This is a genomic window from Hyphomicrobium sp. (assembly GCF_019744875.1).
GTDB lineage: Bacteria > Pseudomonadota > Alphaproteobacteria > Rhizobiales > Hyphomicrobiaceae > Hyphomicrobium_C.
Genome location: NZ_JAIETU010000002.1, coordinates 1,344,041 through 1,365,348, shown reverse-complemented (window position 1 = coordinate 1,365,348; position 21,308 = coordinate 1,344,041). Strand labels below are relative to the sequence as shown.

Sequence of the window (21,308 nt, the reverse complement as noted above, 5' to 3'; positions counted from 1 at the left end):
ACGATGCACCTGAATTCGGCCTGAAATGCTGTTTCAGACAGTTGCCAGCTTGCGTTCAGATCCCTTTCAGGTGGGCAAGTCACACCCCGGGCAATGCAATCCTGCAGCTCGAGGGCCTTGTCCATGTCTGCACCTGACCTGCTCACTCCACTTCTCATCTTGGCCTCGATCCTGATGCCGACCATGGCGCAGGCCAACGACGTGACCATTACGCGCGAACAGGTCGAGCGGATGGAAATCAAGGTCGAGGCGGTTCGTCCTGCGATCACAGAGCCTGTCGCGGTGCTGCCTGGCACTGTTGTGCCGCCGATGAATTCTCGTCTCGTTGCAACTGCGCCGTTTGGGGGCACAGTCATTCAGGTTCACGTCCTGCCCGGACAGCGCGTTACCAAAGGAACGCCGCTTGCCACAATTTCTAGCCGCGAGTTTCTCGAAGCCCTGAGCCAACTTGCTCAATCGGAAGCTGAGCTACAGCTGGCAGAGGCGATCGCCCAGCGTAAGCGGTCACTGGTCGACAAAGGTTTTCAAAGCTCGACGCTCGCCGCAGAAGCGGACGCTCAGGTTGCAAAGGTTCGGGCGGTTATTGCGCAGCTCAAGCGCACGGCGTCCCTCAATGAGATCATTCGCGGGGATGGAGGAAACTATATAATACCTGCGCCTGCCGATGGCACTGTCGTGGAAGCCCGTGCCATGCCAGGTGACATGGTTCCTGCCATGTCTGCCGCAGTCAGCATTGATACGACCGACTCCCTATGGGTCGAAGCTCAAGTCCCGGCTGCGATCGTGGCGCAGATCAAGCTCGGCGACCGGGTGCAAGTTGTGGATGGCCCCGAAGGGCGCGTGGTTTCGCTCGGTGGATCACTTGATCGGCTGACTCGCTCCGCAATGCTGCTTGCCAGCTTGCCTGCCAATTCCGAGCTCTTGCCAGGGCAAATGGTGTCACTCAGCATCCAACGGCCGGCTGTTTCGGGTGCCATCACGGTGCCTTTAAGAGCAGTGGCGCTAGTCGACAACCAGCACGGTGTCTTTGTTCGCAAAGACCACGGCTTCACGCTCGTACCCGTCGCACTGCGCGGAAAATCTCCGATCGGCGCGACCATTACCGGTGCGATCCAGACTGACGCCCAGGTGGCAGCGAGCGGTTTGCCGCAGCTCGAACAGATGCTGGCGGGAAACTAAGGCATGCTCCGACGATTGATCGAGTTCTCCCTCACGCAACGGCTGTTCGTGCTGCTCGTTTACGGTCTTTTGGCCGGAGGTGGAGCTTTCGCCTTCCGCACCATCCCGATAGATGCCTTTCCCAACATCTCGCCCGTGCAAGTGAAGATGATTATGAAGGCACCGGGTATGACACCGGAAGAAGTCGAGACGCGAGTCATTACGCCAATCGAAATGGAGCTGCTCGGCATCCCTGGCCAGACGATCCTGCGCTCCGCTGCTAAATACGCGGTTGCGGATATCACCCTCGATTTTATTGATGGTACCGATATCTATTGGGCACGCCAACAGGTCAGTGAACGCTTGGCTAGCGTTCGCGGAGATCTTCCGGCAACCGTCACCGGCGGACTGGCCCCTGTTTCGACGCCGCTGTCCGATGTCTTCATGTTTACGATAGAAGGCGGCGATCTCAACCTCGAAGAGCGGCGGAGCCTTCTCGATTGGACCATCCGCCCAGCATTGCGCACCATTCCTGGGGTAGCCGACGTCAATACCCTCGGAGGCATGGTCAGGACGTTTGAAGTCAGTCCAGATGGAGCAGCCCTTGCTGCTGCAGGTCTCGGCGTCGCGGACCTGGTGGCTGCCATTGATGCAGGCAACAGGAACGACGGAGCGGGACGTCTCAGTGAGGGCGAAAAGGCACTCGTCGTAAGGGCCGAAGGCGCCATTCAGACGCCAAGAGATCTGGAGCAAATCGTTCTGAAAATGAACGGTTCTCGCGTACTGCGGCTGAGCGATGTTGCCAAAGTCCGTATCGGCAGCTTGACGCGCTATGGCGCGGTCACCAAGGACGGCGAAGGCGAGGCCGTGCAGGGGCTTGTGCTATCCCTACGTGGCGCCGACGCGAGCGCAATCGTATCAGCCGTTCGCCAGCGTCTTGCGGACCTGAAGCCAAGCCTCCCCGAAGGGGTCCGTCTGGACGTCTTCTATGACCGATCCGATCTCATCACGAGTGCCGTAGGTACGGTCACAAAAGCTCTCATGGAAGCCACGATCCTCGTGGTGATCCTTTTGTTGGCCTTTCTCGGCAATCTGCGGGCAGCGCTCGTTGTTGCCGTGACGCTGCCTTTCGCTGCTCTTGTGACGTTCGTCATGATGCAGTTTTTCGGAATGTCGGCCAATCTTATGAGTTTGGGCGGTCTCGCCATCGCCATCGGCCTCATCGTCGACGCGGCTGTCGTAGTCGTCGAGAACACTGTCGAGAGGCTCCAAGTTTGCGGCGAGAGCTCCTCAGTCCCGAAGCTGCATTCGATCTATCAGGCCGCGAGCGAAGTCGCGACACCGGTTACTGCAGGCATTTTCATCATCTGCCTCGTGTTTCTTCCGCTCCTTTCGTTGCAGGGCCTCGAAGGCAAGCTCTTTGGTCCCGTCGCTTTGACGATCATATTTGCCCTCAGCGGTTCCCTGGTCCTGTCTCTGACGCTCATTCCCGTCCTGGCGTCCTTCGTACTGAAAACCGGTCAGCATTCCGAGCCACTGCTGATGCGGCTGCTCAATCGCGGCTACCGCCCGCTTCTCAAGGCTTGCTTGGCTTTTCCGCTTCCCGTGTATGCCGTTGCAGCGGCGGGCATCGCGCTCGTGCTGGTTGCCTACGGTGCCATCGGCAAGACCTTCATGCCGACGATGGACGAGGGTGCTGTAATCATGCAGATCACCAAGCATCCGTCGATCAATCTGCAAGCGAGTATCGATGGCGACCTTCTGATCCAGAGGGCGCTCATAGAAAAAGTGCCCGAAATTGAGCGCATCGTCGCTCGCGTTGGCTCCGATGAGTTGGGTCTCGATCCCATGGGCCCTAACGAGACCGATACGTTCATGGTCTTGAAGCCGAAGAGCCAGTGGCGCGTTCCGGACAAAACATGGCTGGTCGAGCAGTTGCGCGAAGCCATGGCCGATCTGCCAGGTGTTGAATTTGCTTTCACCCAACCGATTGAAATGCGTACGGCCGAAATGCTGACCGGTGCGCGCGGTGATCTGGCCATCAAGATCTTTGGGCCCGATTTGAAAATACTCTCCAACCTCGCCGGCCAAATACAGTCAACGCTTGCAGAGATCAAAGGAGCATCCGAAGTCTCAACAGTCGCAAATGACAGCGTCGATTATCTTCAGATCAACGTCGACCGCTTGGCCGCTGGCCGGACCGGCCTGTCCGCAAGCAAGGTTCAAGACGAGCTGCGGGCTGTCCTTGAAGGCACTTCGGCAGGGCTTGTGGCCGAACCCGGCCGCCGAACCCAAATTGTCATTCGCGGCGCCGATTCAGTACGCGATTCGCCGGAGATCTTCTCCGCCACCCAGTTAGCGGCAGGCGACGGGGGACTTGTTCGCATCGGCGATGTGGCGAAACTTATTCGTGTCGCTGGACCAGTGAAAATCGACCGTGAGGACGCGTCGAGATTCGCGATCGTTCAGGGTTACGTCGCGGGTCGCGATCTCGTGGGATTTGTGGACGAAGCTCAGCGCGCCGTCGCCGAACAGGTCACGCTACCCCAAGGCTATCGGCTGGTGTGGGGCGGTCAATTCGAAAATCAGCGGCGCGCTGCCACCCGACTTTCGATTGTCGTTCCGATCGCCATTGCACTCATCTTTGGTGTCCTGTTCGCCACGCTGCGCTCTATCCGGCAGTCTCTGCTTATATTGGCGAATGTACCGTTCGCGCTAGTCGGCGGAGTTCTAGCCCTCTGGATATCGGGCGAATATCTCTCGGTTCCGGCCTCTGTAGGATTCATCGCACTGCTCGGTATAGCCGTTCTGAATGGCCTCGTTCTGGTCAGTCACTTCAATGAGCTCATTGCCTCCGGCATGAGTCTTCGCGACGTGGTTTTCGAAGGCTCGATGCGTCGCCTGCGGCCGGTGATGATGACCGCCAGCATCGCGGCGTTCGGCCTCGTGCCGCTTCTGTTTGCCGATGGACCTGGATCGGAAATCCAAAAGCCCCTCGCGATTGTCGTCATTGGCGGTCTGATTACTTCGACTGCACTGACGCTCATCCTCCTTCCCATTCTTTTCCGCCGCTTCGGCGTGAAAACCAATGACACAGAACTTGAAGTTGGAACCGTCAAATGGATCAATCCCTTTGCAAGCTCACCCTCGTCTATCCCTCATCCGGCAACGATCCCATCGTCGACTTGATGTTGAACGTGGATCCCCCGATCGCCGGCTTCACGACATGGCTTGGCGAAGGGCATGGCTCCAGCTTTGGCAGCGCGTCACCAAGCGAGCGAGTTCGCGGACGTGTGAAGCGTACCATTCTCGTGGCGGTACTTCCCCGCGAGAAGATCGCGGCATTGTTGGAAGATATTGCTGAGAAGGTTCCACTGCCGCACCTGACGTATTGGGTCGAGCCCGTTACGGAATTCGGTCAGCTGAAACGTACGAAAGGCGAACGGGAGTTAGACCTGATTCTCTCGCAAGGCGAGACCCTGGCAGAGAAGACGGCATCATGAGCACCGCTACCGTCGGCACGCTGCTCCAATTTGTTTGGCCGATGCTTATCTCAGCTGTCGCGTGGGCTATCGCCGTCTGGGCATTGAAACAGCCGGATACTCATTCGGAAATTGTTAGTCGCCTGACCACGCCTACCAAGCCGCCTCGGCCCGAAACGGCCCATAGCGCTGCTGGTATCCCCTTCAAAGAGTGAAACGTCGTCATGATGAATTGTCTTCCCGCCGTTGCTGTCTTAGGCGCAGCTATCTCATTTTCAACGCCATCTGCTTACAGCCAGGAAATTCCGTGGCGCACCGGTACCCCACTCACCGTCGGCTTTGGTCACTGCGCGAAAGGTCCCTGCGTGAGGCGCGCCACTTTCGACGTTACCGTGCCTCATCGACATCTTGGCAACGATCAGTGCGAGGGCAAAGGAGCGGCTGGCTTTCGGTTCGGAAGTCGCTTCAAGTGTTAGTGAAGCCCGTCCGCAGTTGCGATCCGTAGTCTCGCGCTGGCCGAATTTAACAGCTATTCAACTGTGCGAGGATACTCCTGTGGCCATCACACGCCGGCACTTTGTTGGGGGCGCCTTGGCTGCCTCTGCTTCAGTGGCAGTCGGACGGCAGTCAATCGGGCGACCAAAATCTTCGGATTTGAACTTTTTGATCATCGGGGACTGGGGGGATTCCGGCTCAGTAGGGCAGCGCCTTGTGGCAGCGGCAATGAAGAATGCCACCTCGTATGCGCCTCCCAGGTTCGTAGCTTCGGTTGGTGACAATTTTTACCCTCGGGGCGTCAGCGATCCCATCGATGAAGCGTGGCTGAACAGCTATGAGAGGGTCTACGATCCCGTGGCGCTTGGGTGTCCATGGTATGCAATACTTGGAAATCACGACCACAAAGGAAGCGTCGCCGCGCAGATCGAGTACTCGGAAAAAAGTCGGCGTTGGATGATGCCATCGGCTTACTACCGGCGCATCGAGCCAATTGCGCCTATTACCGAAGCGGAATTTTTCTATCTCGATACGACGCCGCTTGTTTCGCAACAGCCTAGCGTTTGGAGCAGATGGATAAGCGGAACGGACCCTGATGAGCAGTTCTCTTGGCTTGAGTCGTGCCTGCGCAGCAGTTCGGCCGTCTGGAAGATCGTCGTAGGCCATCACCCAATCGTCTCAGCCGGTCCTCACGGGGCTTCTCCAAAATTGGTCGAACGTTATGCCGATAAATGCATTATTCCGATATTCGAGCCATGACTGGCGCACTTCCTGCTCTCACCATCTAGCACCATAGGAATAATATTCTGTGAGAGGACTATAAGTCTCGATAGAGATTGGCAGGCTCTCGTGAAGAGCGGCAATCCGAATCTCAAACTATCCCACGCGTTGTGCAGTCCGTCTCTCACGGCGGTTTTTATGGGAGCGACGATCCCTGTCTGGGTGAACACCTCCACCCTTCCAATCATTCGAAGCGAGCCATTCTTCAAAAAAGAACAACCAGACCGACGTCCATCGCACCAACGTCTGGTCGATCCTCATCTTCCCGTCCCACTCTCCTGATCCCGGCAGATAAAGACAGAGGCAGAGCGGGTCCTTATAAATATGGGGGATGTCCTCCGCCCGATCGCCGGCCAACACGGTGATATCGGGATCCTTGATGAAAACCTGGGGGATCCCCCCGCGCTTATACTCGATCCGTACCGTGTACTCTCGGCTGAGTGGCGTAGGACGTTCCTTGTATTCCCAAACGAGCCCGGTTGCATCCAGAAAGCCCGTGCCATTCCCAACCTGGCCGTTCTTCAAAAACAGGTATTGCTGTGCAGGGGTCAAATCTGGCCGTTCCCCCCACTTTGGCATGATTAGTCTCCGAAATGTGTATTGCGCGGCACGGCTGAACTCGACGTGCCCGAGAGGCTCAAGCCGCCCGTGGTCCCGACAAACAATTTACCCGCGCCCCGCGCGGAGGTAATCGCATCCGTTCGTCGATCCATGACCCGCCGAACAACACTTCCAAGACTTGCTTCCAAAACGAGGCTAATGCGGTCGATACCTTCCATGGCAGCGGCCTTCTCGAAATCGGCAAGGGCCTTGCCATGCCATTCATAGAATGCCTTCACTCGCGCCGGTTCGGTATTCCAACGGTCGGCAAAGTTCTCGCCCACCGTGGTCTCATTTGGCACCCAAAACTCAATGCGCCCACCCACCCCACGCTTTTCAATAAAATGAGGCATCATCCGTACGACGGCGACCAGAACATCCAGCTCCGTGTCGAAGGTGAACATGCCGATGCAGTATTCATAGGCCCGCGCTGCAAGGGTCGTGATGACAATGGAGATGGGCGCCACCTCCTCGGTAACGTGTTGGAAGTGCGTGTCCCGGTGCCGCTTGAGCAGCTGGACCGTACGGCGCAGGATACCCTTGCCGGTCATTTGGGTCGGAAACGGCACCACCTCGGCACGGTCATTGGCATAGGCCTTCTTCTGCTCGTGGAGCCGCGGCTGAAGCCTCGCGCGGGTCTCGAATAGGGCCTTATAACCACTGGGGTTCGTGGGCTTCCATTCCCGCAGCTTCTTATCAGGCACCAATTCACCGCCGTTCGCGCACTTGACGTTGATGATCGTGGGCGAGACGTCCAAGTGGAATTCCCGAGCGTAGTTCAATCGCCAACACCGCTTTTTCTCCTCCAACATGGAGGCATAGCGAGCATTCTCACGGAGGCGTTCACCAATCAGGCGTTTGAGCTCGGCAGGCGATCCCGCGGCGGAGAATCCATTCACCAAGCAGATAACGTCAACGTCGAAGTCTTCACGCCCCAGCGGCTTCACGCTGGTACCCAAGCCCGTGGATCCGTGAGCATAGAGCCGGAGATCACGCAAGACTGGGTTGGTGCTTCCCGACAGCCAATCTGCCACGGCTTCGTAACTGGTCTTGGCATCGGCCAACTGGGTTTCGCTGAGCTCCAGGTCGCGGCAGATTTCATCGAGGATGGAATAGACGGCGGACTTCCGCAAAATGGTCGGTGCATCGTTGGGGACGGGGGCAAGCAAATTCATCAAGCAATCTCCTTTGTTTTATAAATTGGTTCGAATGGTTCGGCGGGCGTCTGGAAAAAGATTGGCTCCAACCGCGGTCTCTCTTTGCGAGCGGCAGCCGCACCCATTCCGCGAAGCTCCGAAATTTTTCCGGTATCATCCATCTTGAAGAGGTCCTTGGGGACATCGGGGCAACAGCGAAATATCGCCTCGCGTTCGTACTCGTGGCCCGTGAGCAATTTGGCCATCCCCAACGCGCCCCGAGATTGGCCGTCCATGAAAAGGCGCGCCAGATCACGAACCATCGTCAGCTTTCCTGGTGCTGCGCCGAGGGCATACACTTCGTTGACGCACCCCAGACTGAGGATCCGAAGACTGCTGGCGGGCCACTGCAGCAATGAAATGGCTTCAACCACGGCGAGGGCGATTGGATTGTTCGCCCAAACGCCACCATCGAAAAGGCCGACATGCTCGGCGGTGGTGTGGCGCTTGAAGTACGTCGGTGCAGCCGCAGTCGCCATCGCCGCGTCGATCGCCAAGCGGGAATGATCGGTCTTCAGGCGCGGATGGTGGGCAGTCTTGAAGATGTAAACGCTCCGGTGGGCTGGATCCCAAGATGGTATCAACAGCCGCGTGCGAGAATCTCCAATGCGCTTTTGACCAAGGATGGCCTGCAGTTCCTGCCGAAGGTATGCAGCGTCGTGCTTTGGCGCAAACCAGTGCCTGGCGTTGCGCCGAAGTGCGGAGATGAAACCGCGCACCCCTTGCTCATCCTCCCCGAAGATGTGAGGGCCACGCTCAACATAAAGCTGAAGCAACTGTTTGGCGCTGAGGCCAAGGCCGAGCCCGATTGCCAGAATGCCTCCGGTGGAGGTCCCAGCAATCAGGTCAAAGTACTCTCCGATGGGGCGGTCGAGGTCTTCCTCAAGCGCGGCAAGGAAAGAGGCCGGCTGTGTGCCCATGATGCCACCGCCATCAAGGCACAGAATGCGGCGGATAGGGGGTGGTTGAGCGACGTCAGCCGACATGGAAATCAGCCCTTAGGAGGGCACTTATCAGGACCATGGCTGTCGCTCTGCGCGATCTTACCATCCCTGTTGTGGATACGGAGCTCGGTCTGCTGATTGCGGCTCACCTCTCGGCCAAAATCGGTAGCCTCTCGCTTCGTTTCGAAATGCCCAGAGGCGCGATCTGCGCCACCGCGCCGTACATCCCATCCTCCCCCACTGTGGGGCACGACGTGATGGGTTTTAGGTCCTTTGCTCATTAACCATCTCCTGAACTTCGGCATTGTTTATGCGCCTACTCCGAACAAAGTGGCCGAAGGAATGCGCGTTGTCAAGTACCCCATGTGCTGCTACTCTGAACTCTCGACAGAGGAGACCGAATGTGACAACGCCAATAGGGGAGAAGATCCGAGAACTGCGGAAGAAAAAAGGGTTCACGCTCGACAAGCTGGCTGAGCTTTCCGAGTCGAGCAAAAGCTATATCTGGGAATTAGAGAACAAAGACCCCCCTCGACCCTCCGCAGATAAGATCGCCAAAATTGCAATCGCTCTCGGCGTGACCCCTGATTACCTCATTACGGATGAAGTTCTCGTGGAAGATGCGACGGATACTGCCTTTTTCCGCAAATACCGCACCATGAAACCAGCGACAAAGGAAAAGATACAAAAAATGCTCGATTTGATTGGCGACGATGAATGAATACACCGATCACACCGGAACGTTGGGCTGCTGACATTACCCACCTGCTCAACACGGCTTTCGGTGCCGATCGCTTTCCAATCGATGTCGCAATGGTCGCGCAGGAATTTTCAAAACAACGATATCCGCAGGACCGCATCGTGGCCGTGGAAGGTGGGGATCTGCCCACCTTCGATGGAGCCCTGTATCCTATTAAATCCAAAGGCTGGGCTGTAATTTACAACAACGCGATTTCCTCCAAAGGCCGCATCAACTTCACACTGGCCCATGAATTCGGCCACTACCTTCTTCACAGACTAGATTACCCCGAAGGCTTTCGATGTGGTCCACAACAGATCGTTAGATGGGATAGCGAAATTGGCCAGATCGAACATCAAGCCAACGTGTTTGCAGCCAGCCTCCTCATGCCTCTTGATGATTTCCGCCGCCAAATTTCGGCCAAGGCCAAAGTCGATTTCGATATGTTCCAAGCCTGCCGGGAACGCTATCAAGTATCCCTGGTCGCGGCTGTTCTCCGTTGGCTCAGTTATACGGAAAAAAGAGCGATCCTAGTGGTGTCCCGAGACGGTTTCATCCTTTGGGCACGATCCAGTAAGGCTGCACTTCAAACGGGAGCCTATTTCAAGACTGTAGATCAACCCCCTATTGAGATTCCCGCGTCATCTCTGCCCTTGAATCCAATGCGGCTTGTTGATGGGAAAGGTTCGATCGACCACATGGCAGGCGTCTGGTTGCCCGAACCCGTGCGCGAAATGACCATCTTGGCTGAACAATACGATTTCTCGTTATCACTCCTTCTTCTAGATGACCGTGCAGGGCCCACCATAGCCGAGGACGAGCCGGTAGAAGACACGTTTGACAGGTTCACGCAGGCATCTCGCCGCCGGGAATGGTGAATGGCGGTCGGCTGCTGCAAAACTGCGAGCTAAGACCTACTTAGATATTTCTTGCGCGGTCCATAAGCTTCGACCAAGTCTTCATTGTCATTTGCAGCGGCCCTGGGCTTCGGAACAGGAAACGATGTCTGGTTCATCGCCTTCTCCTTGATCCGACGGTTGTGGTGAAGGTATCGATAAGTCGTCTTCACGTCGGCATGGCCGAGGTGCAGAGCGATGACCGCGAGGTCCACGCCGCTATCCAGCATGAACATCGCTGCTGTGTGCCGCAGGATGTGGGGGTGTATGTTCCGGTTTGATAGAGTTGAGCACGTCTTCACTGCCTTCTCGACCGACGTTTTGACAATGAGCTCCAGCGCTCCAGATTTCATGTGAGTGATCCGGTTGGTTGGGAACAGCGGCCCATCTTCGGTACCTCGCACCCGCAGCCACGCATTGAGCTCGGCCACCGTGTTGGCATGAAGCGGTAGGTCACGGCTTTTACGTCCCTTGCCGTTGCGGATGCGAATCCCTGGCGATGGATGAACGTAGAAATCTTCCAACAGCAAGGCACGTGCCTCACTGCTGCGGATTCCCGTTTGGAACATCAGTGTCAGCAGCGCCCGATTTCTCAGGCCAGCCCACGTTTCAACATTCGGCGCCTCGATAACAGCACGGGCCTCTTCCCGCGTCAGGTAGTATATGGGCGGCGGACCACCTCCTCGTTTCAGACGGACTGTTTGGATATATTCCGCTTGCGCCGCATATCGAAGAGGATCCAACTCCGCGATAAACTGAAAGAACGCCTGGACGGCGGCTAGCCGGTTGTTCCGCGTGGAGACCTTGTTGCCACGGGCATCGAGCGACAGCAGGAAGTCGTTGGTGAACTCAGGGGTCAAGTCTTCCACGGTTAGCTGGGTTGGGCGCAGGTTTCTCTGCTCCTTTGCGTAACGGAATAGCTGTGCCCATCCAGATTCGTAGGTGTTGAGCGTGGCGTCGGTGCAGCCCCTGTTCAGCGTGAGGTACTGACCGAACATCTTCAGAAGCTCAAGCATCGTATGAGGGCGCTTCATGACGGCTGCCCCTCTGCCAAGTAGCTTTCCAACCTCCGCGATGCCAGATGAAGAAGCTCCGGCACGGCTTCCAAGTACCAATATGTGTCACGCAGCGTGGTGTGCCCGAGGACATCCACCAGAGTAAGGATGTGCTGCTTGACGTCCTTCCCCTCGGCGTACCACCGCTTCAGCGTGTTCACCGCAAAAGTATGGCGAAGGTCATGGATCCTCGGACCTGCACCCATCTTTGCGCCTGCAGGCCTCAACCCGATTGCCTTGCTTACCTCAGCAAACGTCGTGCTCACGGCGGGATATGTGAGGCGGACGCCGTGCTCATCGGCGAACAGGCAGGTTGGGATCCTCCCAAGCAGACGGTTGCGCCGGCGTACATAGACTCTGAGCGCATCCACAGTCGTGGCGTCCAAGGGCACCAACCGTTCATAGGCACCTTTTTGTGGCGCGATGCGAATGGTTCCGGCTTGGAAATCGATGTAGCCCAAATCAATGGCCAACGCCTCGCCGATCCGCAGGCCGGTAACGTGCAGCAGAGCCCACAGCACCGGATACGTCACGCGCCTGAGGCCTCGCGGAGATTGGATCTTGGCGGATTGCTCAAGGAGTGCCGCGATTTCACCATCGGTATAGATGTGCGGCTTCGGCCGGTTCTTGCCGAGGCCGCCCCGGTAGGGCGGCGGGACTTCATGGCGAAGATCGAAATTCCGGAGCCACCTTGCAAAGCCGCGGATCGCGATGGCCCGTTGCTGCATGGTGTTGTGGGAGGCAGGATGCTTGGCGTTCCAACGGGCACAAAGCTCGCTGCTGATGATCTCGCAGCCCTGTTGTTCCAGGAAACGCACGAACGAATCCAGCATGCCCGCAGCCTGATCAAGCGCGAAGCCGCGCTTGCGGCGAAAATCAAGGTATTGATCGAGTTCCTTGCGGAGGATGCTCATCATGCGGCCCTCCGCTTGGTGATGGGCCATGGCGGCGCGACCTGGCGCAAGCGCTTGAGATCAGTCCGCGCATAGATCATCGTGGTGGCAAGCTTGCGGTGCCGCAGCAGGTTCGCCACCTGCGCGATGGACTTGCCCTCACTAACAAGCTGAGTCGCGAAAGTATGGCGGAAGACCCGGCTTCCCGTGCGCGTCGGCAAATCAATGCCGGCGTCCTTGAACATCACACGGAGCTGCCGATGAAGATTTGTACCCTTCTCCAAGCGATCTAATGGAGCCTTGTGGTCCACGAATAGAGAAGCTGACCTCGTCGCGGGCCGATCCTTCTCGATGTATTCCGTCAGCACTACGGCTACATCCGGCGGAAGCGCCATCCTGTCAAAATAGTCGCCCTTGCCCCGAATAAGCACGTCACCGGCCGCCCAATCGACATCTTCCAGCCGAAAATCCAGAACCTCTCTCATCCGCAGACCAAGACGGGCCAGTAGCATCACGATAGCTCTGTCCCGGCGTTCGATCGGAGTGGCTCTCGGAAAAGCCTCCAAAACGCCTTCCAGTTGGTCTGGCGAGAGGGCGCGGGGAAGCCGCTGCTTCCTTATCCGCCTGACCGCTGGCAATCCCTCGGCCAGGGGCTTTGAGATCAACCCCGTCTGGAACAGGAAGCGCAGGAAGGTTTTGATGGCCGTATTGATGTACCTGACGTGGTTCCCGACCGCCGAAAGGAAGCCCAACACATCGCGCGCGGAAAGCCGCTGCGTTTGCAGTTCGTCCTTGAAGCAATGGCGAAGGAATCGATCGGCGACGGCCTTGTATTGGATGATGCTGGCCGGTCGAAGGCCGCGGTTTACATCGAGGTGCTTTGCGAACCGGGACAACAGGTGCTCGATCTGGGCCTGCAGGCCATGCGGAGCAAGAAGCTTTTTCCGGGCGAGATACTGGACCAGCGCATGGAACCCCTCGACATGCATGACCGCACCGGCGGGGCCAACGGCCAACGAATGTCCATGAATATGCCGGTCAACCAGCGTGCGAAGATCAATGCCTTCCGCAGATGCCAGCCTGTCTAGACCTCGCAGGCGGCTCATGTAGAGCTTGATGGTTTGGGGCGAATACCCTTGAGAGCGAAGCTCCACGCGGAAGTTGCTTAGGTGGGAAAGCAGGCCAGACGGGCCCTGCGCCGTAACGGATGCGTTCATTCGCATCTCTCCTCTTGGGAGTCCCAAGCGTATGCCTATGACTTTTGCATAATCGCCGGGGAATCCGAGGCAACGCCGTCATGGCGGCAGGGCTGGGCAGTATTCCAAAGCCCAACAAATCCGCTAGTTTCGCGGAACATGTAAGCGGTATAACGGGGTATTGACCCCCATTCTTGAAACAAGCATGGACCTGCCGTATAGTGGCGTTGCAGTTGATCATCACAGTCAATGCACTGGAAAAGCCGCTCTGTCAGGGGCGGTTTTTCGTTTATGCGGGCGGCGCCTCGTGCGCGGCGGCCCTAGCTCATCACCGCATAGTAGGTATCTCCTGTTTTCTTGATGTGACCACGCTTAACCTGGAAGCGCAGTTGGGAACCTATGGACGTGCCGACGAACGCCTTCTTGCCGTTCTCGGCCGATTTCTCGATGAGTTGGAGCAAGGTCAATCCTTGCGGTGCCACCAAGCGTAGAATTTGGATGGCGCGCCCGACATTAGTGCTGGGGTCCGGCGGGGTGCCCTTCTGCTTCGTCGGCCTGCCTACTGGGGCGGGAGCATCATCCTCTTCGAGGATTTGAAGGGTCGTCTCGATGGAATGGCGCTTGTCCTGAAGCACCTCGATCTCCTTCGAGATGGCGCTGAGCTTTTCTCGAAGTCTTGCTCGGTCATCCATCGGTGCTCTCCCTTGTCATGACGCTAATCGTTCATGGGGGAGTTTGCAGAAGCTCTCCGTATGACTCTTAGACGAATGTCGTTCGTGTCAGGAAAGACTCTCGGGAGTCATGCGTCAAGCGCTCGGCAACGACGACTGCTAGCCAAACGAGCAGCGAGCAAAATCCGATTAATTGTATATTTGGAAGGACATAGCGGACGTTATTCTCATATTCCAATTTGTCACGCCAAGGCCTCCTGCGGAGCAACCGCCCGGAACTGAGAATAAGAAAAATATCGGACTAATGCGCTTTATTCGCATATCGCAATAACGCCCGCTTAAAGCCGCTACTCGAAAAGTATGGCGTGCAAGCCTATTTCAATGGACACGACCACAATTTGCAGCACGCCACGAGCAATGGAGTGCACTATTTCACGTCAGGCGCTGGTTCAAGGGTACGAGCGCCCGATGAGATCGGACGGGCGAAGCACTGCTATGCCTCACTCGGTTTTATGGCTGCGAAGATCAGCGAGACGACCATGTCGGTCGAGATCATTGATTCGGATGGAAGAGTTCTTCATGCGGCGGCGGTGTCGCGCACCTCGAAGTGAGCACCGACGTGCGACAGCGGCGAAAAGTTGGATGCAAGTGGCGGGTTAGCTGGTGCTGACGGCGGTGTGACCTCGCGCTTTCCACTTACTCGAAAACTCGTGGCAAGAACGATATCCGCCTCAGGCCTTCGGGCCACTTTGCAAATGTCCGTTTGCGGTGCTCTGCGGACATGATTTTTGTAGGCAACAGCAACCGTGTCCCTGGCCACCTCAATGTCCGCTTTCTCGGCATAGCAACGATATCGGCACTGCAGCTTCGTCCCAGTAGCGGACGTCGGTCATGACGAAGGCCCGGACTAACAACGCCTTGCGGGAGTAGTCCGCTTATCGATGCTGAGCCGACACACAAATGTTGCATCTGAGAGCAGTGACCCGGAGTGCCCAATGTCTGCGTCTAGATTTCGTCAGCTGATATAGCGTAAGCAGTCGAGTCAGCAACCACGTAGCTGCCATCAGGATGGGCGCATTTTCCACGCCCGTGATAGTTTGGTGGCACGTGCCGGCGTTACCTTGCTGCGTCCATATTATTTCAATATTTAAGCTTGGTAGTCCTCTTGCGCTGAGAAAGCGCTGCTAGCTTTCGCAAAGTTGCGATTATTATAACAGAAATTCCTCTGACATAGTGCGCTGGTCGCCGGAGACTCTTAAGTGCCGAGCCCCGATTGGACTGTTCACTTTCCCGGTCTCCGAAAGCTAGAGCCGTCGATCGGCAAGCCGCTTGTTGAGACCAGCAAGATTGTAACGCTTCCCGCCGGAACACGTATCTTCGGGCCGGGTCAATCGCCGGAAAGCTATCTCCTGCTTCTCGAAGGAACCGTTCGCGTGCAGCAGGTTTCCGATAGCGGTCGCGAAATTGTCCTTTACCGCGTGTCGGCAGGCGAAAGCTGCGCGCTCACGACGGCGTGCCTCATGGGCTACGAAGAATACCAGGCGGAAGGCATTGCCGAGACGGATGTCGAAGCTGTCGCTATTCCGCGCGCCACGTTTGACGATCTCATCGCGCGATCGGCCGAGTTCCGTCGCTTCGTCTTCACCGCATTCAGCGTGCGCGTGACCAACTTGTTCAAGATCATCGATGAAGTCGCGTTCTCGCGAATCGACATTCGATTGGCGCAGAGGCTGTTGGAGCTCGCCGATGGCGAGGGTCGCGTATCGCTGACGCATCAGCAGTTGGCCTCAGAGCTTGGCACAGCCCGCGAAGTGATCAGCCGGCAACTTCATGAATTCCAGCGGCGGAACTGGATTTCGGCAACGCGGGGCGAGACCAGACTTTTGGCGTTGAAGGACCTAAAAAATCTTGCTGGGGCGCCCTAACCAGTCGCTTTGTGACTTGGTCACATACACCCGAGCCACACAGGCCTAAGAAGGTCTCCAACAACAGGAGACCCGCCATGACGCACAACGTCGGCACGATTGATCGCACGCTCAGGATCGTTCTGGGGCTAGGATTCCTGAGCCTTGTCTTTGTAGGCCCTCAGACCCTTTGGGGTCTTGTTGGCCTTGTGCCCCTGCTGACTGGACTTGTGAAGTTCTGTCCCGCTTACAGCCTGACGGGAACGAACACGTGCGCGTCGCGTCATACATCGTGAGCGCTCATTAGCGGATCCGCTGTTCAATGGCTCCCTGCTTGAACGCAACTTGAACGGTCTCGCAAAGGAGTGCGGCGATTGTCATGTGCTGCGCTCGTCATCAGCGCAATCGCTTCTACGATCGCGCTTCGCATCTAACCTTGGACATCAAACCGTGACCGTCACCCAATTCACACCGTATACGTCGATCATAGGCGGTTTATTCATTGGCGCAGCCGCTGTGCTGCTTATGGCCTTTACGGGCCGCATTGCCGGTGTGAGCGGCTTCGTATCGAGGCTGCTGCCGCCCTATGCCGATGACCAGACGCCGGTCCGACTGGCGTTTGTCGGCGGGCTGTTGGCTGCCGCGCCGCTCTACATTCTGATCACCGGCTCCGACGTACCTCATACAGTGACCGGAAGCACCGCACTCCTTGTGCCGGGTGGTCTTTTGGTCGGCGTCGGCAGCGTCACCGGCAGCGGTTGCACGAGCGGTCATGGGGTTTGCGGCATCGCCCGGCTGTCGTCCCGCTCATTCGTTGCGACGGCGTCGTTCATGGCGACGGCAATCGCAACCGTTTTCATCGTCCGTCATGTGGTGGGAGGCTGACATGCAGATTGCGCTGACATTTATCTCTAGCCTTCTGTTCGGCACGGGCCTGATCGTCTCGGGGCTTGCGAACCCTGCGAAAGTCCAGAACTTTCTCGACGTGGCAGGGGCTTGGGACCCCAGCCTGGTGCTCACCATGGCTGCAGCGGTCATCACGACCGGGGTTGGCTATCGGTTGGTGTTCAGTCGCCCAAGACCGATCCTTGCAGATGCGTTTCAGCTTCCGACGGCCACTGTGATCGATCCGAAGTTAATCTTGGGTTCGGCGGTGTTCGGCATCGGCTGGGGTCTTGTCGGCTATTGCCCGGGCCCCGCCATCGTCGCCCTCTCTCTGGGCGGCACACAAACCATAACATTCGTCGTCGCGATGCTCTCCGGAATGTTTGCGGCGCGCACACTGCCCACGCTCACCGCGCGTCTGATCCCGACTCGCAGCCAACACATCACATGAGGAGCACCATGAGCAGCATCCCCCACGCCGTCGATCTCTCAATGAAGCCAGAGGTCAAAGGCTTCTTTGACGAGGCGACCAACACCGTCAGCTATGTCGTCAAAGACCCAAATTCCAGTGCCTGCGCCGTCATCGACAGTGTCATGGACATCGACTATGCGGCAGGGCGTATCAGCTATGACTCTGCCGATGAAATCATCCGATACGTCCAGGACAGCGGCCTGAAGGTCGAGTGGCTGATCGAAACGCATGCGCATGCCGATCACCTTTCTGCTGCGCCCTACATTCAAGGCAAGCTCGGCGGCAAGCTCGGCATCGGTGAAAACATCAGGATCGTGCAGGAGGTCTTCGGAAAGATCTTCAATGAAGGCACAGAGTTCCAGCGCGATGGCAGCCAATTCGACAGGCTGTTTAAGGACGGCGACACCTACACCATCGGCACCCTGACTGCCTTCGCGATGCTGACGCCGGGCCACACGCCCGCCTGCATGACCCACGTCATCGGCAATGCCGCGTTCGTCGGTGACACGCTGTTCATGCCCGACGGCGGAACGGCGCGCGCCGATTTTCCCGGCGGAGATGCACGGGTACTTTTCCATTCGATAAAGCGTGTTCTCGAACTGCCCGGCGAGATGCGGCTCTTCATGTGCCACGACTACGCCCCCGGCGGCCGCGAGATCAAATGGGAGACATCGGTTGCCGAGCAGAAGGCGACGAACATCCACGTGCATGAGGGCGTGACCGAGGACGAATTCGTCAGAATGCGCACCGAACGCGACGCGACCCTCGCGCTGCCGAAACTCATCATCCCGTCGATCCAGGTCAACATTCGCGGCGGTCAGCTGCCCGAGCCCGACGAAAGCGGCAAGCGCTACTTGAAAGTGCCTGTCAACGAATTCTGATCGATACCCTTTAGGAACTTAGATGATCAACAAGCTGACTGACGAGATATCGGTCTCGCCGCAGATCGCTCCGTCCGATGTTGCCGCGCTAGCAGCAAGCGGCTTCCGGTCTATTATATCGAACCGCCCCGACGGTGAAGGCGCCGATCAGCCGCTGTTCGCCGAGATAGAAAAGGCTGCGCGCGAACGCGGCTTGGAGGCAAGGTATGTGCCTGTAGCCTCCGGTAAGGTTTCTGACAGCGACACTGACGCGTTCAGAGCGGCACTCGCCGATCTGCCTAAGCCCGTATTGGCTTACTGCAGGACCGGGACCCGCAGCGCCACTCTATGGAGCCTTGCAGAGGCCCAGGTGCGACCGCTGACCGATATTTTGGCGCGCACCAAGGCCGCCGGTTACGATATGTCGGGCGTTGCAAACCGGATACGAAGCGGCGGAACGGTAGTAAGTGGCGCGCCGGCAGCAAGACACGACATCGTCATCGTCGGCGGCGGCGCCGCCGGCGCGGCCGTTGCAGCCAGTCTACTGAAGCGTGAACGCGATCTCGATATCGCGATCATCGAGCCTGCTGAAACCCATTACTATCAGCCCGGCTGGACGCTGGTTGGCGCTGGTGTGTTCACTGCCGCGCAGACCGCCAGATCGATGGCGTCGGTTCTGCCTCGGCATGTGACTTGGATTAAGGCGGCTGTCGCGGCCTTCATACCCGACAACAACGCAGTCGTCATCGAAGGCTGTCGCACGATTGCATACAATCATCTCGTCGTATGTCCCGGCATCAAGCTCAACTGGAGCGGGATCGAAGGGCTCAACGAAACCCTCGGAAAAAATGGTGTCACGTCCAACTACCGCTACGACCTGGCACCCTACACCTGGGAGCTGGTCCAGAACCTGAAGGCAGGCCGTGCGATATTCACGCAGCCGCCGATGCCGATCAAGTGCGCGGGAGCGCCGCAAAAGGCGATGTATCTGTCGGCAGACCACTGGCTGCGGTCCGGCTGTCTGAACGATATCGACGTCTCGTTCTTCAACTCTGGCGCCGTGTTGTTCGGCGTACCGGACTACGTCCCGGCTCTGATGGATTATGTGAAGCGCTATGGCGCGGAACTGAACTTCAACCACACGCTGACTGCCATCGATGGGCCAGCCAGAACAGCGTGGTTCACGAAGACCGCACCGAACGGCTCCAAAACGACTGTCAAAACAGCATTCGACATGATCCATGCCTGTCCGCCGCAAATGGCGCCGGATTTTATTCGCGGCAGCGCGTTGTCCGACGCAGGCGGCTGGATCGATGTCGATCCGTCGACCCTGCGTCACAAGAAATATGGCAACATTTTCGGGCTGGGCGATGCCACCAATACGCCCAACGCTAAAACGGCGGCAGCGGCACGCAAGCAAGCCCCTGTCGTCGCCGAAAATCTGCTCTTCGACAAAGGTCTGAGACACGCCGAATGTGCTTATGATGGATATGGCTCGTGCCCGCTGACCGTCGAGCGCGGCAAAGTCGTGCTGGCTGAATTCATGTACGGCGGAAAGGTGTGCGCCTCCTTCCCCAATGTCATACTCGACGGCACGAAGCCCTCACGCCTTGCCTGGGCTCTAAAAGAGCGCATCCTGCCGCCGATTTACTGGCAGGCCATGCTAAAGGGCCGGGAGTGGATGGCCCAGCCCAAGGTCATGGCGTGATGCTGACGCATGACCTTCTGGCGACTTTCTCAGGATCTCTCGTCGGATTCGTCCTGGGCCTCATTGGAGGCGGCGGGTCAATTCTTGCTGTCCCCCTGCTTGTCTATGTCGTCGGCGTGAAGTCCCCTCATGTGGCCATTGGCACGAGTGCGGTAGCGGTCGCATTGAGCGCGCTCGCCAATCTTTGGGGCCATGCGCGCCAGGATCACGTCAAGTGGCGCTGCGCCCTGGTCTTTGCAGCTGCCGGCGTCGTCGGAGCAGCGCTCGGGTCGACCTTTGGCAAGCAATTCGACGGGCAGAAACTGCTCGTCCTGTTTGGCGTTCTGATGATCGTCATCGCAGCTGCCATGTTTTTCAAGAAGGCGGGAGACGGAGATGCTGCCGTTCGACTTGATTGGCTTTCGGCACCCGACCTGATGCCGCTGCTTCTCATCTACGGCGTTGGTGTCGGTGCGCTGTCGGGTTTCTTCGGAATCGGGGGCGGATTTCTCGTCGTGCCAGGTCTGGTCGCCGCAACCAATATGCCGCTCATTTTCGCGATCGGCTCGTCACTGGTTTCTGTGGCGGCGTTCGGATTCACGACAGCGGGCAACTACGCGCTTTCCGGGCTAATCGACTGGCAGTTGGTCGCGTTTTTCATATTAGGTGGCGTCGCAGGCGGACTGCTGGGACGCCGTGCAGCCGACGTCCTGTCCGGCCGTAAGCAGCTTCTGGCGCAGATCTTTGCTGCGATCGTGGCAACGGTCGGCATCTACGTCGTGCTGAAAGGCATGAGCGACCTCGTCGGTTAAGACAGGGCGCGCCACTTCCTATTTGAGCTGAAGAAGGCCCGGCGACTAAAAGCCAAAAACTTGGTCGGGATGTTGATCGACTAGTCATAAGGAGCGTTCGCCATGAGCTACTATTTCAGCAAGACGGTGAAGGGGAGCTTCGAAGATGTGATCGTCAGGACCATCGCCGCATTGAAGACGGAAGGCTTCGGGATCATCACCGACCTCGATATCCAGAAGACCCTCAAGGATAAAATTGGTGTCGAATTTCGCAACTATCGAATTCTTGGCGCATGTAATCCGCAGCTAGCCCACGAAGCGCTCCAACTGGAAGACAAGATCGGCACCATGCTCCCGTGCAACGTCGTTATTCAACAGCGTGAAACTGAAGACGTCGAGGTGGCTGCAATTGACCCGGTCGCTTCGATGCTGGCCGTCGACAATCCGAAGCTCAAGGAAGCTGCGCGCGAGGTCGGTGGAAAATTGAAGCGTGCTGTGGCTCTTATTTAGGCGAACTTATCGAAAGGCGCCTTTGAAAAACGGAGCAAGCTTGAAAATCAGTGGCGCGCCGGTCTCTGCTGTGAAGTGCAGCTCGCAAAGACAG

The 21,308-nt window shown here is 57.6% G+C and carries 24 protein-coding genes; 16 read left to right on the top strand and 8 right to left on the bottom strand.

Annotated elements, in window-relative coordinates; all coding sequences use genetic code 11:
* Positions 1-123 precede the first annotated feature (123 nt).
* The 5 genes from K2Y42_RS06495 to K2Y42_RS06475 all read left to right on the top strand — a co-directional run bounded on the left by K2Y42_RS06495 (position 124) and on the right by K2Y42_RS06475 (position 5,894).
* Positions 124-1,179 (top strand): efflux RND transporter periplasmic adaptor subunit, encoded by a 1,056-nt coding sequence (locus tag K2Y42_RS06495; RefSeq protein WP_291149971.1) that lies wholly within the window; start codon positions 124-126, stop codon positions 1,177-1,179.
* Positions 1,180-1,182: 3 nt separating this feature from the next.
* On the top strand, positions 1,183-4,347 hold the full coding sequence (locus tag K2Y42_RS06490; RefSeq protein ID WP_291149969.1) for a CusA/CzcA family heavy metal efflux RND transporter: 3,165 nt from the start codon (positions 1,183-1,185) through the stop codon (positions 4,345-4,347).
* On the top strand, positions 4,278-4,661 hold the full coding sequence (locus K2Y42_RS06485) for a DUF3240 family protein (RefSeq protein ID WP_291149966.1): 384 nt from the start codon (positions 4,278-4,280) through the stop codon (positions 4,659-4,661). Before K2Y42_RS06490 ends, K2Y42_RS06485 begins: the two co-directional genes overlap by 70 nt.
* A complete protein-coding gene (locus tag K2Y42_RS06480) occupies positions 4,658-4,855 on the top strand; it encodes a hypothetical protein (protein WP_291149964.1) in 198 nt (65 codons plus the stop codon). Before K2Y42_RS06485 ends, K2Y42_RS06480 begins: the two co-directional genes overlap by 4 nt.
* Positions 4,856-5,195: 340 nt before the next feature.
* Positions 5,196-5,894: a metallophosphoesterase gene (locus K2Y42_RS06475; RefSeq protein ID WP_366512351.1), complete on the top strand. Its 699-nt coding sequence runs from the start codon at positions 5,196-5,198 to the stop codon at positions 5,892-5,894.
* Positions 5,895-6,011: 117 nt separating this feature from the next.
* Here the strand turns inward: K2Y42_RS06475 and K2Y42_RS06470 are convergent, their stop codons facing one another.
* From K2Y42_RS06470 to K2Y42_RS06455, 4 genes are read right to left on the bottom strand one after another with little or no spacing between them, the layout of a single operon-like run.
* Positions 6,012-6,467, bottom strand: coding sequence for a hypothetical protein (locus tag K2Y42_RS06470; RefSeq protein ID WP_291149961.1), 456 nt, complete (start codon positions 6,465-6,467; stop codon positions 6,012-6,014).
* Between the two features lie 29 nt (positions 6,468-6,496).
* A complete protein-coding gene (locus K2Y42_RS06465) occupies positions 6,497-7,690 on the bottom strand; it encodes a nucleotidyltransferase (RefSeq protein ID WP_291149957.1) in 1,194 nt (397 codons plus the stop codon).
* A complete protein-coding gene (locus K2Y42_RS06460; protein WP_291149954.1) occupies positions 7,690-8,697 on the bottom strand; it encodes a CBASS cGAMP-activated phospholipase in 1,008 nt (335 codons plus the stop codon). Before K2Y42_RS06460 ends, K2Y42_RS06465 begins: the two co-directional genes overlap by 1 nt.
* Positions 8,698-8,702: 5 nt before the next feature.
* Positions 8,703-8,936 (bottom strand): DUF2188 domain-containing protein, encoded by a 234-nt coding sequence (locus K2Y42_RS06455; RefSeq protein WP_291149952.1) that lies wholly within the window; start codon positions 8,934-8,936, stop codon positions 8,703-8,705.
* 122 nt (positions 8,937-9,058) lie between these two features.
* On the opposite strand from K2Y42_RS06455, the gene K2Y42_RS06450 reads away from it, so the two are divergent.
* A complete protein-coding gene (locus K2Y42_RS06450; RefSeq protein ID WP_291149950.1) occupies positions 9,059-9,376 on the top strand; it encodes a helix-turn-helix transcriptional regulator in 318 nt (105 codons plus the stop codon).
* Positions 9,373-10,272: an ImmA/IrrE family metallo-endopeptidase gene (locus K2Y42_RS06445; protein ID WP_291149949.1), complete on the top strand. Its 900-nt coding sequence runs from the start codon at positions 9,373-9,375 to the stop codon at positions 10,270-10,272. Before K2Y42_RS06450 ends, K2Y42_RS06445 begins: the two co-directional genes overlap by 4 nt.
* Positions 10,273-10,301: 29 nt before the next feature.
* Here K2Y42_RS06445 and K2Y42_RS06440 read toward each other — a convergent pair whose 3' ends face one another.
* The 4 genes from K2Y42_RS06440 to K2Y42_RS06425 all read right to left on the bottom strand — a co-directional run bounded on the left by K2Y42_RS06440 (position 10,302) and on the right by K2Y42_RS06425 (position 14,126).
* The gene (locus K2Y42_RS06440; protein ID WP_291149948.1) at positions 10,302-11,324 is read right to left on the bottom strand and encodes a tyrosine-type recombinase/integrase; all 1,023 of its coding nucleotides are present in this window, start codon (positions 11,322-11,324) and stop codon (positions 10,302-10,304) included.
* Positions 11,321-12,262, bottom strand: coding sequence for a tyrosine-type recombinase/integrase (locus K2Y42_RS06435; RefSeq protein ID WP_291149946.1), 942 nt, complete (start codon positions 12,260-12,262; stop codon positions 11,321-11,323). The genes K2Y42_RS06440 and K2Y42_RS06435 overlap by 4 nt, the downstream gene beginning before the upstream one ends.
* Entirely contained in the window at positions 12,259-13,455 is a 1,197-nt protein-coding gene (locus tag K2Y42_RS06430) for a tyrosine-type recombinase/integrase (RefSeq protein ID WP_291149943.1), read from the bottom strand. The genes K2Y42_RS06435 and K2Y42_RS06430 overlap by 4 nt, the downstream gene beginning before the upstream one ends.
* Before the next feature lie 299 nt (positions 13,456-13,754).
* A complete protein-coding gene (locus K2Y42_RS06425; RefSeq protein ID WP_291149940.1) occupies positions 13,755-14,126 on the bottom strand; it encodes a hypothetical protein in 372 nt (123 codons plus the stop codon).
* A 344-nt stretch (positions 14,127-14,470) separates the two neighbouring features.
* On the opposite strand from K2Y42_RS06425, the gene K2Y42_RS06420 reads away from it, so the two are divergent.
* The 9 genes from K2Y42_RS06420 (at position 14,471) to K2Y42_RS06380 (ending at position 21,214) form a co-directional block, all read left to right on the top strand.
* Entirely contained in the window at positions 14,471-14,716 is a 246-nt protein-coding gene (locus K2Y42_RS06420) for a hypothetical protein (RefSeq protein WP_291149937.1), read from the top strand.
* Between the two features lie 648 nt (positions 14,717-15,364).
* Positions 15,365-16,030, top strand: a complete 666-nt coding sequence (locus tag K2Y42_RS06415) for a Crp/Fnr family transcriptional regulator (RefSeq protein ID WP_291149935.1) — start codon at positions 15,365-15,367, stop codon at positions 16,028-16,030.
* A gap of 77 nt (positions 16,031-16,107) precedes the next feature.
* Entirely contained in the window at positions 16,108-16,305 is a 198-nt protein-coding gene (locus K2Y42_RS06410; RefSeq protein WP_291149932.1) for a DUF2892 domain-containing protein, read from the top strand.
* 49 nt (positions 16,306-16,354) lie between these two features.
* Positions 16,355-16,894, top strand: a complete 540-nt coding sequence (locus K2Y42_RS06405; RefSeq protein ID WP_366512350.1) for a YeeE/YedE family protein — start codon at positions 16,355-16,357, stop codon at positions 16,892-16,894.
* Position 16,895: 1 nt separating this feature from the next.
* Complete coding sequence (locus tag K2Y42_RS06400; RefSeq protein ID WP_291149929.1) at positions 16,896-17,345, top strand: YeeE/YedE family protein; 450 nt, start codon at positions 16,896-16,898, stop codon at positions 17,343-17,345.
* An 8-nt stretch (positions 17,346-17,353) separates the two neighbouring features.
* Positions 17,354-18,247, top strand: coding sequence for an MBL fold metallo-hydrolase (locus K2Y42_RS06395; RefSeq protein WP_291149926.1), 894 nt, complete (start codon positions 17,354-17,356; stop codon positions 18,245-18,247).
* A gap of 22 nt (positions 18,248-18,269) precedes the next feature.
* Complete coding sequence (locus tag K2Y42_RS06390; RefSeq protein WP_291149924.1) at positions 18,270-19,934, top strand: bifunctional protein tyrosine phosphatase family protein/NAD(P)/FAD-dependent oxidoreductase; 1,665 nt, start codon at positions 18,270-18,272, stop codon at positions 19,932-19,934.
* Positions 19,934-20,725 (top strand): sulfite exporter TauE/SafE family protein, encoded by a 792-nt coding sequence (locus K2Y42_RS06385; protein ID WP_291149921.1) that lies wholly within the window; start codon positions 19,934-19,936, stop codon positions 20,723-20,725. Before K2Y42_RS06390 ends, K2Y42_RS06385 begins: the two co-directional genes overlap by 1 nt.
* Positions 20,726-20,827: 102 nt before the next feature.
* Positions 20,828-21,214 (top strand): DUF302 domain-containing protein, encoded by a 387-nt coding sequence (locus K2Y42_RS06380; protein WP_291149919.1) that lies wholly within the window; start codon positions 20,828-20,830, stop codon positions 21,212-21,214.
* Positions 21,215-21,308: the final 94 nt, after the last annotated feature.

Excerpts from the sequence above, each read along its gene's own strand:
- K2Y42_RS06495 (WP_291149971.1), top strand. The coding sequence starts at position 124 with ATGTCTGCACCTGACCTGCTCACTCCACTTCTCATCTTGGCCTCGATC.
- K2Y42_RS06490 (WP_291149969.1), top strand. The coding sequence starts at position 1,183 with ATGCTCCGACGATTGATCGAGTTCTCCCTCACGCAACGGCTGTTCGTG.
- K2Y42_RS06485 (WP_291149966.1), top strand. The coding sequence starts at position 4,278 with ATGGATCAATCCCTTTGCAAGCTCACCCTCGTCTATCCCTCATCCGGC.
- K2Y42_RS06480 (WP_291149964.1), top strand. The coding sequence starts at position 4,658 with ATGAGCACCGCTACCGTCGGCACGCTGCTCCAATTTGTTTGGCCGATG.
- K2Y42_RS06465 (WP_291149957.1), bottom strand. The coding sequence starts at position 7,690 with ATGAATTTGCTTGCCCCCGTCCCCAACGATGCACCGACCATTTTGCGG.
- K2Y42_RS06460 (WP_291149954.1), bottom strand. The coding sequence starts at position 8,697 with ATGTCGGCTGACGTCGCTCAACCACCCCCTATCCGCCGCATTCTGTGC.
- K2Y42_RS06455 (WP_291149952.1), bottom strand. The coding sequence starts at position 8,936 with ATGAGCAAAGGACCTAAAACCCATCACGTCGTGCCCCACAGTGGGGGA.
- K2Y42_RS06445 (WP_291149949.1), top strand. The coding sequence starts at position 9,373 with ATGAATACACCGATCACACCGGAACGTTGGGCTGCTGACATTACCCAC.
- K2Y42_RS06440 (WP_291149948.1), bottom strand. The coding sequence starts at position 11,324 with ATGAAGCGCCCTCATACGATGCTTGAGCTTCTGAAGATGTTCGGTCAG.
- K2Y42_RS06435 (WP_291149946.1), bottom strand. The coding sequence starts at position 12,262 with ATGATGAGCATCCTCCGCAAGGAACTCGATCAATACCTTGATTTTCGC.
- K2Y42_RS06430 (WP_291149943.1), bottom strand. The coding sequence starts at position 13,455 with ATGAACGCATCCGTTACGGCGCAGGGCCCGTCTGGCCTGCTTTCCCAC.
- K2Y42_RS06425 (WP_291149940.1), bottom strand. The coding sequence starts at position 14,126 with ATGGATGACCGAGCAAGACTTCGAGAAAAGCTCAGCGCCATCTCGAAG.
- K2Y42_RS06410 (WP_291149932.1), top strand. The coding sequence starts at position 16,108 with ATGACGCACAACGTCGGCACGATTGATCGCACGCTCAGGATCGTTCTG.
- K2Y42_RS06400 (WP_291149929.1), top strand. The coding sequence starts at position 16,896 with ATGCAGATTGCGCTGACATTTATCTCTAGCCTTCTGTTCGGCACGGGC.
- K2Y42_RS06395 (WP_291149926.1), top strand. The coding sequence starts at position 17,354 with ATGAGCAGCATCCCCCACGCCGTCGATCTCTCAATGAAGCCAGAGGTC.
- K2Y42_RS06390 (WP_291149924.1), top strand. The coding sequence starts at position 18,270 with ATGATCAACAAGCTGACTGACGAGATATCGGTCTCGCCGCAGATCGCT.
- K2Y42_RS06385 (WP_291149921.1), top strand. The coding sequence starts at position 19,934 with ATGCTGACGCATGACCTTCTGGCGACTTTCTCAGGATCTCTCGTCGGA.
- K2Y42_RS06380 (WP_291149919.1), top strand. The coding sequence starts at position 20,828 with ATGAGCTACTATTTCAGCAAGACGGTGAAGGGGAGCTTCGAAGATGTG.